The 15,327-nt window shown below is 65.3% G+C and carries 7 protein-coding genes; all 7 read right to left on the bottom strand.

Translation table 11 applies throughout. From position 1 onward, the window contains the following. Positions 1-4: 4 nt before the first annotated feature. Genes ACTHNQ_RS20505 through ACTHNQ_RS20475 form a run of 7 tightly spaced genes read right to left on the bottom strand, consistent with a single transcriptional unit; the run spans position 5 to position 15,317 of the window. A complete protein-coding gene (locus ACTHNQ_RS20505; protein WP_440335769.1) occupies positions 5-1,750 on the bottom strand; it encodes an NERD domain-containing protein in 1,746 nt (581 codons plus the stop codon). 24 nt (positions 1,751-1,774) lie between these two features. Further along, the gene (locus tag ACTHNQ_RS20500; protein ID WP_440335768.1) at positions 1,775-8,266 is read right to left on the bottom strand and encodes a DUF3320 domain-containing protein; all 6,492 of its coding nucleotides are present in this window, start codon (positions 8,264-8,266) and stop codon (positions 1,775-1,777) included. A 59-nt stretch (positions 8,267-8,325) separates the two neighbouring features. Then, positions 8,326-9,003, bottom strand: coding sequence for a hypothetical protein (locus tag ACTHNQ_RS20495; protein ID WP_440335767.1), 678 nt, complete (start codon positions 9,001-9,003; stop codon positions 8,326-8,328). Beyond that, on the bottom strand, positions 9,000-12,206 hold the full coding sequence (locus ACTHNQ_RS20490) for a type I restriction endonuclease subunit R (RefSeq protein WP_440335766.1): 3,207 nt from the start codon (positions 12,204-12,206) through the stop codon (positions 9,000-9,002). The genes ACTHNQ_RS20495 and ACTHNQ_RS20490 overlap by 4 nt, the downstream gene beginning before the upstream one ends. A gap of 6 nt (positions 12,207-12,212) precedes the next feature. After that, the gene (locus ACTHNQ_RS20485; RefSeq protein WP_440335765.1) at positions 12,213-13,430 is read right to left on the bottom strand and encodes an exonuclease domain-containing protein; all 1,218 of its coding nucleotides are present in this window, start codon (positions 13,428-13,430) and stop codon (positions 12,213-12,215) included. A 13-nt stretch (positions 13,431-13,443) separates the two neighbouring features. Then, entirely contained in the window at positions 13,444-14,607 is a 1,164-nt protein-coding gene (locus ACTHNQ_RS20480) for a GTPase family protein (protein ID WP_440335764.1), read from the bottom strand. Between the two features lie 35 nt (positions 14,608-14,642). Continuing rightward, positions 14,643-15,317 (bottom strand): hypothetical protein, encoded by a 675-nt coding sequence (locus tag ACTHNQ_RS20475; RefSeq protein ID WP_440335763.1) that lies wholly within the window; start codon positions 15,315-15,317, stop codon positions 14,643-14,645. Positions 15,318-15,327 lie beyond the last annotated feature (10 nt).

The following is a 15,327-nucleotide window of genomic DNA, read 5'->3' as shown; positions in this document are numbered from 1 at the left end:
TCTCTCACCCACCGACAAACTCGCCTGACGGTGGTTCCATCCCCAGCATGACGCACCGGTACTTCGCACGTGTCAGAGCGACATACAGCAGGTCGTTCCACTCGAGGCCTTGGGAACCGACGAACTCCCTTGCATCGGCCCCAAGGTCAGTGACGACCACGGCATCGGCATCCAGACCCTTGAACTTGAAGACCGAGCGCCACCGGATCTTGCCCGGCATCCCCTCGGCTTGAAGCTGCTTGCGCAACCAGCGTTCGTCCTGCGTCTTCTCGGGACGCGCGAGCAACCGGCCCACGAGAGACCGCTTCTCGGCGAAGGGGCTCAGCACGACGATGTCTTCGGGTGCATGCTGCTGCAGCAACTCGCGAAGCGCGGATGCGAGCGCGCCAGTCTCGTTGCCGTCGACGATGTCGATTGTGCTCAGCCCGCCTGGGACGCTCTTGGCGACACGGTGGCGCGTGTACCCGAGCTCCTGACGGAGCGTGGCCTCGACCGCTGAAGTCAAGCCGGGCACCGCCCGGCAGTTGCGGCGCACGCGGACGTGCACGAGGTCGGGAATCAGGCTCTTCGCGATCGCGAACGGGTTCACTTGCTCGTCGACGCGGCGCATGATCTGCTGGCGGGAGTCGCCAGCGAACACGAGCTTGGTGCCCGCTGGGCGGCCCGTGCCCGCGAGGGCGAAGACGAGCTCCAGCACGAGCAGGTTGCCTGCGATGTCTTGGAACTCGTCGATGCAGATCGCCTCGTACCCGCCGAGGTGCGGCTTCTCTCGCAGGATTGCGATCGCTCGCTCAGGAAGCACGCGGGTGTACCACTCGTGCGAGGCGTCCGGCGGGTTGGCGGGCATGCCAACCAGGCGCAGCATCAGCGAGTTCAGATCGGCGACGTCGACGTTCGGCAGGCCGCCGACGAACCGCTGCAGTTCGTCGGCCATCAAAACGTTCCAGCATGCCACGAGGGTCTTTCGTCCCTCGCGATTGAGACGGCGGGCCGATTGCGTGATGAGGTACGACTTGCCGGTTCCCGCGGGGCCTTCGAAGTAGACGTGGTCGTTCGTGTCGATGAGTTCGAGCACGACCTGTTGGGATGAGAGCAGCTTCAGCTCTGTCTCTCGACGCTCGTGCGCGCGCTCTTCGGGGGTCTGCTTCGCCACGAAGTCCGAGATGAGGGCATCCGCGATGATGTCGGCACGGTCGGCGGTCAACGCGCCCGGATCGTTTGCGACCTCGTCGACGCTTGAGTACCAGCGGTTGTACTCGTCGAGCGTCTTCTCGATCAGCCAGGCAGCCCGACTGAGGTCGTCGCTCCACCCCAGCTCCCACTCGAAGAACTGAAGATCGCCCGGTGTCTTGTTCTCGAACTGGTGGCGCCCGATTGACGTGAACCAGACGAGGCGGGCGATCGGCTCGCCTCCGGTTAGCAGGTCGTGCTCGCGAATATGATGACGGATGCTGCGCCGAGCGCCGTCAAGCTGCTTGAGCGGATCCTTGTGGGGACTGGGCACACGATCGAGGTACCAGTCGCCGCCCTTGTACTCGACGTAGGCCGGCGACTTCACCTCGATGACGAGGATGCCGCGGCCCGGCGCGAGCACGATGAAGTCCGCTTCGCCCTGGAACGCGGACGCATGACGCCCGATGCCGAGCGAGTGGATGGCAACCCAGTCGTCGTGTCCCTGGATGCCTTCGAGCGCGGTGAAGACCTTGCGCTCGGAGGCGTTCGCCCCCTCGCGCGGGTAGGCGGGGATCATCCGGACCATTGCTCTAGCTCCCGGTTATGAAGCGCCGACGGCTTGGAACATCCCGCGATCGCCGCGTTCGATTCGTCCTGTCTCGAGTCCGCGCTGCAATCCCGCATCGAGTCGCGACGAAACCCCTTCGGTGAGGCGCTTGCCGCCGAAGAGAGCCAGCGACTCACGCTTGAGCTCGTCGACGTTCATGCCGCCGCCGAGTTCGGCGACGACGGCCATCGCGTTCGCGATCTCTTCAAGGGGAACGTGGTCGATGTTGCGACGATCGCCCGGCTGGCTGCGACGGACATCCCGCCATTCGAGAGGATCGATTCCGGTCGGCCAGGCACAAGATCGGTCACTCGTGCGGAGGTACTCCTGCGGCAGGCAGCGCAGGATCGCGTCGGCGCGTGCTGCCGCGACACGGTTCAGTCCGAACGACTCAGCAGCAAGCCTCGCGAGCCTCATCTTGTGAATGGGGCCCTCCTTCTGCACGATTTCGCGCAGGACAGAGCGCACCTTCTCGGTCGCGGCGTCGTGCGGCAGCCGATCGAGCGTGTCGGTCGTGCCGAATCGCTTCGGTTCCCACTCGACGTATTGGCGCAGGCGCGGGTGCCGCACCTCCGTGCTCACTGGTGCGGCCGCGGCGCTCTGAGGTGCGGAACGAAGCGGCGTCGGCGCATCAGTCACGTGCGGGACGGCCCGTGCGTCTGGCAGCGACGCGGCGGGCGCAGGTCGTGCCTCGGCCTTCATCTGTTCGAGGCGGAGCACGGCGCCGGCCTTCACAACCGCCGCCGAGAGTCGAGCGAGCGTCGATTCGCGGTCCTGGAGCCATTCGGGGAGCCACACTCGCTCAACACCCGGCCACTTCATGAGGCCCTTCAACACGTCGACCGGGAGCCCGTCGCGGTCCGCCACCGTGCGGCGTGCTCGCCAGCTCTCGCCGTCGAGAAGGACCGCGACGAGGGGTTGCCCGGGGTCGGCAGCGTCGGCGATCGAGATGTCAACGCGGAAGTCCGACAGCCCGATGTCGGTCTGCACAGTGAATCCGCGGTAGCGCAGTTCGTCTGCGATTTCGTCCCGGTGGCGATCGACCAAGCGGTCGCGATGGGCGCTGTCGGTGGTGGATTCGACTCCGGATGAGGCGAGCTCAAGGTATCCCTTGAGGTGCTTGATACCGATCGACGCGGTCTCTTCCGCGCGCAGCTCGGGAGGGTCGAAGCTGGCAAACAGGATCACTTGGCGACGGGCGCGGGTGATGGCGACATTGAGCCGTCGCTCGCCGCCTGCGCGCGAGAGTGGCCCGAAGTTGAGGGGGATGACTCCGCGCTCGTTCGCGCTGAACGCGACGGAGAACAGGATGGTGTCCCGCTCGTCGCCCTGCACGTTCTCGAGGTTCTTCACGAACAGGCCGTCGCGCTCGTCCAGGGCGTGAGCGAGCCTCTCGTCCGGCGCTTCTCGAAGCAGAGTCTCGATGAGCGTGCGCTGCTGCGCGTTGAAGGTGATGATCCCGAGCGAGGGTGTCTCATTGGGCGAGTTCGCGAATCGCTGCGCGACCTCACGGACGATGGCTTCGGCTTCGACGGCGTTCGTTCGCAGGTCGCGACCTCGGCCGGCGCGGTTGAAGTGACCTGCGACGCGCACGAGCGAGATTCCGTGGTCGGCGTCCACGTTGGGGGCATCCGCGGACCAGGGCGCGGGGAAGGACGAGAGCCGGCTGTCGTAGTACGCGTGGTTGCTGAACGAGATCAGCGCCTCATCCTGGCTTCGGTAGTGCCACGACAGCCATTTGCGCGGAACCCGGGCCTGCACGCACTCGGTGAGGATCGATTCCTCGTCGGCGACGACATCAGCGACAGCCGAGGCATCCGACTCGATGTCATTACTCACCTCGGCGAAGCTCGACGGCGGCATCTGCTTGCTGTCGCCGACGACAACGACCGACGTGCCGCGTCCCATGGCACCGACAGCGTCCGCCACACGAATCTGGGATGCCTCATCGAACACCACGATGTCGAACATCTTCGCCCTCGCAGGGAAGAAGCGGGCCACCGACTCGGGACTCATGAGAACGCAGGGGGCTATCTGGGTGATCAGGTCGCCGTAGTTTTCGAACAGGGCGCGCACTGTCATCCCGCCGCGCTGGCGTGCGAGCTGCCGTTTGAGCTCGCCCATCATGCCGCCCTCATACGCGGGATCGATTCGGCGCTTGGCGATGATCTCCGCGGGGATCCACCGAGGGAGCGCGTCACGAATCGCGGCCGCACTCGAGGTGAACCGCCCAATGGTGCGGTTGTGCGCGGGTACGTCGAACGCCGCCATTGCCTGCGAGTCCGCCCGCTCAGCGACCGACGCTTGGGCGATGCCCTTGTCGAGGGAGAGCGAAGCGAGGTCCGCGGGAAGCGCGCCGGTCAGGAGGGCATCGTGGGCGGCGGTCATGCCGAGGCGGATGAGCGGCTCGAGGTGCTGCCGGAAGGCGACCCACCGATCGAGGGTGACCGGTTCCGTGGTCGCGAGATTGCGGGCCGGTGCCGTAGACCGCCACGTCGCGAAGAAGCCATCCGGCTCGGCCCACCTGGCGAACGCGTCTGCTCCATCGCCCGACGGTTGGGCAACGCCGCTCGCTGCGGCGAGTGCACGCCACGCGTTTGCGAGTCTGGTGAGGGCGCTGGCGAGGTCGGCGTCAGGGTGGCTTGCTGCGTAGTAGCCGCGGAGCGCCTGCCGAAGATCGGCGTTTCCGTCGGTCGATGACAGCTCGGAGCCCAACCAGACCCCCCACGCGAGAGTGGCCTTCGCAGGCTCCACACCTTCGCGCAGGTACGGGTTCCAGTTGGAGGTCACAAGCGGGAGGGGAAGGGTGGCAAGAGCCGCGCGCAACCCGCCGATTTCGTCGGCTGTGCGTGCCACGTCGGCGGTGAGAGGTGTCACATCCCGAGCAGGGAACGAGCGAGCTTCGACCCGCAGGGAGGTACCGAATTCCGAGAGAACCGCGCGTTGCCGTTTGCGGCGTCCGAAGAAGCCAGAGGCGTCGGCGGCGACGCCCGCACGATGGATGGCGTGAACGTCACCGTCCAGCACTTCTGGACCGACCGATACGAACCAGGGGCGGTCGGCGTTGCTGGTGTTCAGCCGATCCTGGAGGGCCGGCACTTCACCGGACAGCGTGCGTGCATGTACGGCGTCGATCGCCTCGAGGGGGTGTCGTGGCGACCTCGCCAGCGACGCCCAGCGATCGAGGCGACCCGGCGTGGATGTGACCGCGAGCAAATCGGGGTTCGGCTGGCGAGTGAGGAGGTCGGTGAGGGCTGCATCGAACTCCCGCGCGGCAGCGTGAAGGGCGTTCGTATCGATGGGCTTCGCCGAGGACACCGTCACGAAGCCCCACGGGTGCAACGGGGATGGATGGGCGAGGTCCGCAGTCTCGGGCAATGTGCGCAGCAGATCGCGAAGGTACCCGAACTGCTCTTCTGTCCCCGTCGCGACCAGCGCCGCCGGGATGTCGAGAGCTTCGATGTCTTCTGCCGAGGCGAGAAGCTGTGCGCGGGCCGAGTAGAGGGACAGGCCGGCCGAGTTCGGCTCGTGCAGGCGCTGCGCGTACCGCTTCAGTGAGCCGCGACTCGTTGCTGCGGTCTCTGTGTACGCCTTGAGGGCCGCTCCGTCAGGCTGCGCGATCGCGTCGATCGCTGCGCGGATCTGTGCGCGCACGGCCGTAGGGCGCGCGCCCTTGTCATGCAAGTCAAGTGAGAACGGCCCGAGGCCGACGGCATCCAATCGGTCCTTGACGACGTCCAGGGCCGCGCGCTTCTCAGCGACGAACAGCACGCGCTTCCCGTTGGCGAGCGAGTGCGCGAGCAGGTTGGTGATGGTCTGGGATTTTCCCGTGCCCGGGGGACCTTCGAGGACGAACGTGCGTCGGGCTTCCGCCTCGGCAACTGCTTCGAGCTGCGATGAATCTGCCGGGACTGGGACGGCATTGTTCAGCGCGTCGAGGTCGACGGAGGTCGGTGCCTCGAACGGGTCGACGTATTCGGCCGTCGGCGTCTGGATCAGGTGCGCGACCAGAGAGTTGCTCGCCAGCTCCTTCCAGTTCTCGTCCAGGTCCTTCCATAGTCGGTACTTGGCGAACTGAAGTATCGAGAGGTCGACGGTGTCTTCGACGGTGAACGGCAGGCGTGCGGAAGCGAGCGCCCGTCGCGTCGCGGTGAATGCCGCGGGCAGATCGATTCCCGAGTCATCCTTCGCTGGGTTGGCGAGGCCGGGAATGTCGAGCCCGAAGCTCAGGCGCAGCTTCTCCAGCAGGCAGTAATTCGGCGTGGACTCCCCGGCCTCATCGATGCTGAGGCGGAAGGTGTTACCGCCACCCGATGCCTCAAGTCTGACGGGGACGAGAACAAGCGGAGAACGCAGCTCACGATCGTTAAATACCCAGCGCAGCATCCCGAACGCGAGGTAGAGGTTGTTGGCGCCCGTCTCTTCGATGATCGTTCGGGCTTTGTAGGCGAGCGCCCGGAGGCGGGCGGTGTAGGTCGCCTCGGTCACGCCTGCGAAGACCTGCTTTCGCTCGGTCAGCATCCCTGCGCGAGCGGTTTCCGGGAGGTCCTGCCCGAACCGGATGCCGCGGCTGCCATCGACCGTGGGGATGCGGTCGTTCGGCACCAGAGTGACCGTGGTGCCGTTGTTGATCATGTCTTCGAACGTGGCGAGAGACGGTTGCGGGACAGCGAGCGGGTAGCCGGACTTCTCGCCGTAGTTGATAAGTCGGTTCCGCAGGCTCAGGTCGAGTAGCGCGTTCTTCCAGAGGGCGACGCGCGGAGGTACCTCGCGAGCGACGCCTCCGGCGATCGCCTCGACGGACGGCGCGTAGTGCAGGGCGTCTGGTGCCTGGGCGACGGCGTACTCGAAGATCTTTACCTCACCTGACTCGCTGATGGCACGGCTCGGCAAGGGGTAGATGCGCGCGAGTCGCGCCTGCATGATGTCGGTGATCCCGTGCACCGCTGACACGTCGCCGGCGAGGGTGCTGATGTGGTGGTGGCGGCGTGCGTCGGCGAACGGCTTCGACGTGGTTCCGCCCGTGAGGAACGTGGTCTCGACGACCTCGATTTGTCCGATGCCGACGTAGTTCACTGCCTCGGCCGGATCCAGCTGAGCGGGCCCGTCGAGGCTGGCCTCATCGCGCCAGTAGCCGAGGAAGATGTGACCGGGAATCAGCCAGAGGGTCGAGTTGATCCCAGCCTCCTCGAGCGCGGCTGCGAGGGTCACCGTGGTGTCGAGGCAGGTGCCGAGCCGCCCTTCGAGGACCTCGGAAGGGGTGCGCACCTTCTGGCCGTCGAGCCCCCAACTGGCGGGCGGCTCGGCGTAGCGGATGTCGCGAGCCCGCATGCTTTCGTAGACGGCCTCGACGATCGCATCAACCCGTTCGCGGGAGCCCTGCTGGTATCCGTCGAGGTTCGAATTGCCGGTCTTGAGCTGCAGACGGTCGGATGCGTCGACGAGAAGAGCCGCGATCGCAGGAGAGTTGGGCTGCACGAACGAGGCGAGTAGTTCGAGGCTGAGCTGTGGTGGATTCGCGCGCCACTGATTTGCTGCGAGCACCGTCACGGGAGTGTCGTGGTGCGCGATCACACCGCCGTCCCCGTCGCGCAGGGTGACACGCACCACGCCGTCCGTCGGATGTTCGACGGCGAGCGTGCGCACCGGATCGAGCGCGAGGTCTGCGTTGCGCAACGTGGTGGGCGTGGTCCCGTCGAGATCTACGATGACCACCTTCGGGTCCCCCAGCGAGCCAAGCCTGCAGATTGCCTCGATCTCAACAGAGGCTCCCCGCATCTCCGCACCCTGATAGTCGATCGTGACCTCGTCCACGATCGCGATGGAGTTGCGGGCGTGCGCGTAGCTCAGATCTGGCAGAGCACTGACCCGGATCGCCACGGTGGCGTCGGGAAGGGATGCTGCAGGTTCTGGGAAGACGGGGCCCGCGACCATGGGGGTCGGTGCGACATCGCGCCTGGTTGCTGAGGTGTCGGGTGCCGCGAGCGGGGAGTCGAGCGTTGAACCGGAATCCTGCACCGGTGGCGCCGTTCCTGATTCGGCCGTCATCGCCGCGAGCACCGGTACCTTGAGCTCTCGCAGTCGATCCGCCTGGGTTTCCGCACGGAGTCCGCGCAAAAGCATCTCCGCCGAGTCAAGCGCGCGATAGGTCTCGGCGATTGAGAATTCCTCGTTGTGCGCCCACTTGTTACGGACGTTTCGCAACTCGCTCGCCCAGTTCTGCGCCTGCCGGCCGAGGAGACCCGCGAACGGGTATCCCAGCGACCCAAAAGACTCGGTGAACGCGCGGAGGATCAGCGAGAGGTCACGGGGGTTGTACCGGGCGAAGCTGCGGCCGGCTTGTCGGTCCTTGCGCTCGAGAATCTCGGTCCAGTCCTTGACCTCCGGCGCGAGCTCGCGGAAGCGCTCCGCAACAACGGGGCTCAGCCCATCGCTCAGCGCATCGAGCGCCTCTTCGACATGGTCCCGCGTATCGAACTCAGGCATTCTCACTCCTCACTGGTCCCTCATTCCCCAAACACTCGCACAGCCAGCAGACGTGCTGGTCAGCTCCAAATCTCGAGCGCCGCTGGGTCCCACATCTCCATCTGTGCCACCCCGTTGTAGAGGTAGATCTCTCCCGACCCGCAGAGCGTGACACCGGTCGAGATCGGTTCGAGGTACGTGTCCCAAAAGATGATCGTGAATCGGTCCGCGGACGGATAGTCGCTGCCCAAGTTGAGGAAGGTGCCGTCCTCGGTCTCGCGCGCGCTCATGAGCGGGCCACATACGCGCTGCACTGTGCCCACGTGATCGTGCGTTTGATCCCAGCCCAGGCCATCGTTGGGCCATTGAGGTGTGGCCGCTTCTGCGGCCGCACCAAAGCTGCACCACCCGTCCTGAGCAAGGAGCTCGACAGCTTCAGTCCGTGTGCCGTATCCGATCAGCTCATCGCAAGACTCCACCCGGAACTCGCTGTCGAACGAGTTCGCGAGGTAGTCAGCTGCGATCTCGGATTCATTCGAGCAATTGAGACGCATCGCCTCCATCGTGGAGTTGATGTCGCCGCTGTCGGTCCTGGCGTGTTGGATCGTCGCTGCCAATAACTCGGAGCAGCTCTGACCGGCGTCATTGGATCCGTAACCGGAGTCCGCGCGGCTTGACGGGCGACTGCAAGCGGTCAGCGACGCAAACAACAGCGTGGCTGTGAGCGAGGCGATGACCGCGCGCGCCCCGGTCCTCATGCTGCTCCCGTCGGACTTGCCGGGGTGCTCCGCTCGTCCGCGTAACGCGGCGCCATCGACTCCATCTGATCCATCACGAGCTTGATCGCTTCGAGCTGCTTGTCAGGCGGGTACTTGTACTTCACCAGTAGCCGCTTGATCGACGAACGCAGTTTGGCGCGCACGTCATCGCGCACGGTCCAGTCCGTGCGCACGTCCCGCCGCATCACGGCGACGAGTTCGCGCGCGATCTGGGCCAGCACATCCTCGCCCTGCACGTCCACCGCTGACTCGTTCGAGGCGACGGCGTCGTAGAACGCGAGTTCGTCGCTCGATAGTGGGGGCGAGAAGTGCGATCCACGGGATGCCTCGGCCGCGACTTCCTTCGCCAACTGCAACAGCTCAGCAATGACCTCGGCCGAGGTGAGCTGCTGGTTCGTATAGCGGTTCATGATCTCCGCGATCCGCTCCGAGAACGCCCGCTGCCGCACGAGGTTGCCCCGGGTCGCCGCGGAGCCGGCATCCGTCAACGATTTGCGCAGCGCCTCGATGGCCAGGTGCGCGTTCGGCGAGGCTTGCGCTTTCGCGAGGAACTCGGGCCCGAGGTCGTCGAGCGCGAGGCGGGGCAGGCCGGCCGCCTCATAGATGTCGAGCACATCTCCGGGCGCGATCGAGTCCGCGACCAGAGTACCGAGCAGGCGAGAGATCTCTTCGGGGATCGGCTCATCGCGCGCCTGCCGCTCAGCGGCGTCGAACTTCGCCATCCATACGCGAACCTCTTCGTAGAACGCGATCTCATCGTGTAGCTCCGCGAGCCCGTCACGGCCCGACGCGAGTGCCCAGGCCCGCGAGAGCCGCCCGGTCGCTGTCCGGAAACGAGATGCGAGCCGGTCCGGTCCCAACTCCGAAGCATTGAGGGGGTTCGTGGCGTCCCGCAAGAAGTTGGTGGCGGTGGTGGCCGCTTTGCGCCACGCCCGCGATCCTCCTTCCGCCGCGATCGAGCGCCAGTCACACTCCGCGAGCATCTCGCGGATCTGCGCGACCAGTTCGGTCGCGATACCCACAGCTTCGTCGACGTCGCGACCGATCGGCTTGTTCTCCTGGTCCGAGACGGTGTATTCCGACAGCGCCTTGGCAAGATTGTCGGCGAGGGGCGCGTAGGCGACGAGCAGTCCGTCCTGCTTGCCCTTGAACGTCCGGTTCACACGCGCGAGCGTCTGCATCAGCAGCGCGCCCTTCAGGGGACGGTCGAGATAGAGGGTGTGCAGCGGCGGGGCATCGAACCCGGTGAGCATCATGTCTTTGACGATCACGAGCTCCAGCTCGTCGTCGGCGTTCTTCAGCCGCGCCTTGATCGCCCTGTTCTCGGAATCCCGCCGCACGTGATCGCTCACCGGCGGCTGGTCGGATGCTGAACCCGAGTAGACGACCTTGATCCGCCCCGAGTCCAGCGCATCAGAGTGCCAGTCCGGCCGCAGAGCGATGATCGCCGAATAGAGCCGTGCGCAGATCTCGCGCGTTCCGCCCACGATGAGGGCCTTGCCCGGCGATTCGAGGAACTGCTTCATGCGCTCGCGCCGCTCCTCCCAATGCCCGACGAGGTCGGCCGCCAGGGTCTCGATGCGCTCGGGCGCTCCGTACACGGCGTTGACGACAGCAACGGATGCTTCCAGCCGAGCCCGTTCGGTGTCGTCCAGGCCGAGCGTGTACTCGTCGGCGGCGCGGTCGATGTCTTCTTCGGTCGCACCGTCGGCGAACGAGACCTTGATGAGGCGCGGCTCAAAGTAGACCGGTACCGTCGCGCCGTCATCGACCGCCCGCGTGAGGTCGTAGATGTCGATGTAGTCGCCGAACACCGCACGGGTGTCACGCTCGGCGAACGAGATCGGCGTGCCGGTGAAGGCGATGAGCGTTGCGCTGGGCAGCGCATCGCGCAGGTGACGGGCGTAGCCGTCCAGATCGTCGTAGTGACTGCGGTGCGCTTCGTCTACGACGACGATCACGTTGCGTCGATCGGTGAGAAGTGGATGCTGCGTGCCCGACAGCTTCTCGGCCTCAGTCAGGCCGAACTTCTGAAGTGTCGTGAAGTAGATTCCGCCGGTAACGCGGTTGCTCAGCTCATTGCGCAACTGGGCGCGCTCGCGCACCTGCACGGGTTTCTCGGCGAGCAGCAGACTCTGGTCGAACGTCTGAAAAAGCTGCCCGTCGAGTTCGGTGCGGTCGGTGACGACGATCACGGTGGGGTTCTTGAGCTTCGGATGCCGCGACACGAGGTTCGCGTAGAGCTCCATCTCCATCGACTTGCCCGAGCCCTGCGTGTGCCACACGACGCCGGCCTTGCCGTTGGTCTCGACGGCCTGCACGGTCGAGCCCACGGCCTTCGTCACCGCGAAGTACTGGTGGGGCTTGGCGATGCGTTTGGTGAGTCCGTCGGCGTTCTCGTCGAACGCGGTGAAGCTGCGAACGAGTTGCAGAAAACGCTCTTGGTTGAAGAGCCCGCTGAGCGCGTCGTCGATGGGTTCCACCGACGAACCGTCCTCGATTCTCGGCTGCACGAGCGGCGCACCGTCGTCATCGACGTTCCAGGGCGCGAAGTGATTGAGCGGCGTGAACGGCGTGCCGTACTTGGCCTCGATTCCGTCGCTCGCGAGGGTGAGCACGCAGAACCGAAACGCCAATGGAAACTCGCGCAGGTACGTCTGCAGCTGCGCGTGCGCCGGGGCGACGCCGGTGGATGCTGACCCCGCGCGTTTCAGTTCGACGATGCTGAGCGGCATCCCATTGACGAACAGCACGATGTCGAACCGGCGATGCAGATCGCCCTGGCGTATCGTGACCTGGTTGACCGCGAGCCAGTCGTTGTCGGAGGGATCGGTGCCGAGCAGGCGAAGCCGCGGATTCTGCTCGACACCGTCCGAGTCGATGTAGCTCAGTGGGTACCCACCGACGAGATAGTCGTGGATGCGATGGTTCTCCGTGATCGCATCTTGTGACTTCGGCGACGCGATCTCGGCGACGGCCTGCTGCAGGTACTCCCCCGGCACGCCCGCGTTGAGTCGCCGGAGTGCTTCGAGCAGACGCGGACGGATCAGCAGGTCGTCCCACGTATCGCGTTCGCCGCTTCCGGGGGCGATCTCTTCGCCCTTCGCCGGCCGCCACCCCAGCGGCTCGGCTAGCGTTTCGAGAGCGTCCTGCTCCCACGCAGATTCAGGTAGCGCCGTCATCGCTCATCACCTCTCGAGCAGCTTTGCGAGTCCGTCTTCACTGACGATCGGGATCCCGTAGTCGCGGGCCTTCTTCGCCTTGCCCGAGAGCGAGTCAGGATCGGCGGCAACGACGAGCTTGACCTTCTTGGTCACGGTCGGATGCGGCAGGTAGCCGCGGTCGCGCAGCTCAGCCTCCCAGACCTCGCGTGGACGCACCATGTCACCGGTGAGCACGATCAGATCTCCCGTCACAAGCGCGAACGCTTCGGAAGCAGGGGCGTCCACCTCGGGGCGGACATCATCGACGGCCGCGGCGATGTCGTCGTCATCGAGCTGGAGCAGAGCGCCCACCGCGCGGAGGTCAGCCTTCTCGTTCTCCGTCAGCACTCCGTCTGACCACGCACGTCGCTCAAGTTCGACGAAGTAGTCGCGGTGGATGCGATGAACTGCAGTTCGCGTCAGACCGAGCTCCGTGGCCACGGAGCCGAGCTGCGCACCTTCGCTCACCGAGATGATCCCGTCGAGCAGGCAGCGATCGAGAAGCGCGGTGTACTGGGCCGCTGCTCCATCCACCGCGTCCCGCACAGACTCGGTCGAAATGCGCTCGAGAAAGCTCGCGGGCGCGACGTATGCCGTAGACCGAGGCTTGGCAGTTGCGCTGGTCCGCCGGCCCATGGGATATTCGTGCGCCCGTCCGGTCTCTGCGGTGCGCTGCCAGTACTCTGCCCATCCGGGCCACGTGGAGCTCGTCCGCTGATAGTGCGCGAGCAACTGAGCGGTCGCGTAGGAATCGGAGCCGGCGCTATGCGAGCGGCCGGGCTCGATGGAACACGTGGCGCACGCGTGTGCCAGAGAGCACGATGCGCCAAGACCGAAGCTCGATCCGAGCGCCATCGTGCAGACGCTTGGCGTATCGGCATGCAGCCAGTACCCGGCCCGTTCGAACTCGGCGTGCAAGAACCGCAGATCGAATGTGGCGTTGTGTGCTGCGAACACCCGTCCGCGCAGCAGATCGGCGAACTCCGCGGCGATGTCGGTGAACACGGGCGCATCCAGGATGTCGGCGGCGCAGATGCCATGGATGTTCTGGGGCCCCAGGTCGCGTTCGGGATTGACGAGGGTCTCCCACCGCGCGGTGATCGTGCCGTCATCTTCGACGTGGGTGACCCCGATCTCGACGACCCGGTGACGGTACGAGGGCAGGATGCCCGTGGTTTCGAAATCGACAACTGCGAATGCCATCAGATGACGCCCCTCATGACTTCGCGATCTTCTGCTCGGCCATCTTGCGGATGATGTCGAGGAACCCGGGCACGTACGCGCCCAGTTCGTCGGCCACCTTGGCGGGGTCGAGTTTGCTGGTGTGTACTTGCTCGCACAGACGCAGCCACCCCTCGCCCATTGCGGCCGTGAGAGCTCCGGCAACGCCGGCGTTGATGGCGCTCCCTGCCCCAGGAATGAGCGCGAGTGCGCCACGGGCCAGCGACTGCCCGGCGAGCTGTGTCGCTAATTGGGCGAGCGCCGTTGCGGAAAGCATCGTCTTCAGTTCGAGGTCGTAGATCGTTGCGATGCGACCCATCATCGCGAGCTGGACCGGCGCCAGAGCGACCGCGTTAGCGACCGGAAGAGGGACGGCTGCTGCCGTTGCCGCGGCGGCTGCGGCTGTGACGATGACCGGACGAGCCAGCTCGCGCTTCCAGGGAAGGTTGAGGCGCTGTGCGATGCGAAAGGCATCCTTCTCGTCTTCGGGCGAGAGGGCGAGGGTCTCCGCAACGAGTTCACCGAGGCCGTGCCCCTTGCCCTTTCCATTGCGGTCGCGAGTCGAGGTCAGGACGAACTCGCGATACGGCACGACGATCGGCTGGTCATGCGAATCGACGGGCTCGTTGAGCCAATCGACGAACGTCTTCGTGTCGAGCGGCACCGTGCGCTTGTTGGTGATGGGGTTCTTCTCCCAATCGACCTTCGTGAGCACGAGGATGACGGGCAGGCCCTTCGCGTTAAGGTCTCGGATCATGTCGATCTCAGGCCGCTGCAGGCGGTCTGAGTGCGAGTTCACGCAGTACCAGACCACCGAGATCTGCTCGTTCGGGGGACGGTGTGAAATCACCTCCAGACTCTCGTGCAGCAACTCGATAGGCCGCTTTTCCGTGCCGATCTCGAACCCCTCAAGATCCCAGATGCCGAGTGAGTCGTCGTGGTAATAGTGCGCACCCTGCGTGACAGGCAGACCTTTGCCGACCTTCGCGAGATCGCGACCGAACACAGCGTTCACGAGCGACGACTTGCCTACGCCTGTTCCGCCGATGATGGCGAGGTTGAAGCGGCCGTATCGGGACTTCGCCTGCGAGGTCGCGTCGATGAATGGCTGGTCGTCGATGCGCGGCGCCTCGCCGTCGGTCGCGGATTCTGCGGTCATGTCTGCGGATGCTCCTTGCTGTTTCCGTGCGGCGGTCATGAGATGAACTCGAACTCGAGGGTGATCGATGGGTCGATCGCGTGAATGATGTTCGAGTAGAACTCCTTCGCCTGCTCCTCGAGCACAGGCCTTGCGCCCTCGATCGTGTCGGCGACCATTTCATCGTCGAGCACTGCCTCGATCACGGCGAGCTTGTCGATCTCGGGCGTGGTCCAGCTAAGGACGCCATTCTTTTCGCTGACCACAGAGATGTCGGGGTTCGAGTAGCCCAGGTAGATGAAATCTGGGATGGAGATGCGATAGGAGTCGTCCCCGACGCGTTCGATGGCGACCTTCTTCCCTTCGATGCCGAGCTTGGCGTCGAAGTCGTAGCGAACGAGCAACGTACGGTCGCTTCCCGGCAAATCGAACGCAAGAGCTTCCAGTCCAGGGATGCTGATCTCAAGACCGTCGCCTCGCTCTTCGAGCGTGTCTCCGACGCCCGTCGTCACGAGCACCACTTGCTCCTCGCGAGTGATGGAGCGGATGACCGATACGTCGCGAGACTCGGTAGCGCCGAGTACTCGCCCCCAAGCGAGGCCCACGTATGCAGCAGCGCCGATCAGGGCAACGATGAAGACGACGAGCAGGATTTTCGCCCAGATCGGCGTCCGCTTCGCCGGCTTCGGTGCGGGCGGGGTCGCCAAAGGCGGTGCGGTAGTGCTGGTCATGCGGTGTATC

Source organism: Microbacterium sp. (assembly GCF_051953575.1).
In the GTDB taxonomy this organism is placed as follows: Bacteria; Actinomycetota; Actinomycetes; order Actinomycetales; family Microbacteriaceae; genus Microbacterium.
This window is presented reverse-complemented; position numbering and strand designations above follow the sequence as displayed.

Bases quoted from the DNA above. Each gene is read 5' to 3' on its own strand.
- ACTHNQ_RS20505 (WP_440335769.1), bottom strand. From the start codon at position 1,750: ATGATCCCCGCCTACCCGCGCGAGGGGGCGAACGCCTCCGAGCGCAAG.
- ACTHNQ_RS20500 (WP_440335768.1), bottom strand. From the start codon at position 8,266: ATGCCTGAGTTCGATACGCGGGACCATGTCGAAGAGGCGCTCGATGCG.
- ACTHNQ_RS20495 (WP_440335767.1), bottom strand. From the start codon at position 9,003: ATGAGGACCGGGGCGCGCGCGGTCATCGCCTCGCTCACAGCCACGCTG.
- ACTHNQ_RS20490 (WP_440335766.1), bottom strand. From the start codon at position 12,206: ATGACGGCGCTACCTGAATCTGCGTGGGAGCAGGACGCTCTCGAAACG.
- ACTHNQ_RS20485 (WP_440335765.1), bottom strand. From the start codon at position 13,430: ATGGCATTCGCAGTTGTCGATTTCGAAACCACGGGCATCCTGCCCTCG.
- ACTHNQ_RS20480 (WP_440335764.1), bottom strand. From the start codon at position 14,607: ATGACCGCAGAATCCGCGACCGACGGCGAGGCGCCGCGCATCGACGAC.
- ACTHNQ_RS20475 (WP_440335763.1), bottom strand. From the start codon at position 15,317: ATGACCAGCACTACCGCACCGCCTTTGGCGACCCCGCCCGCACCGAAG.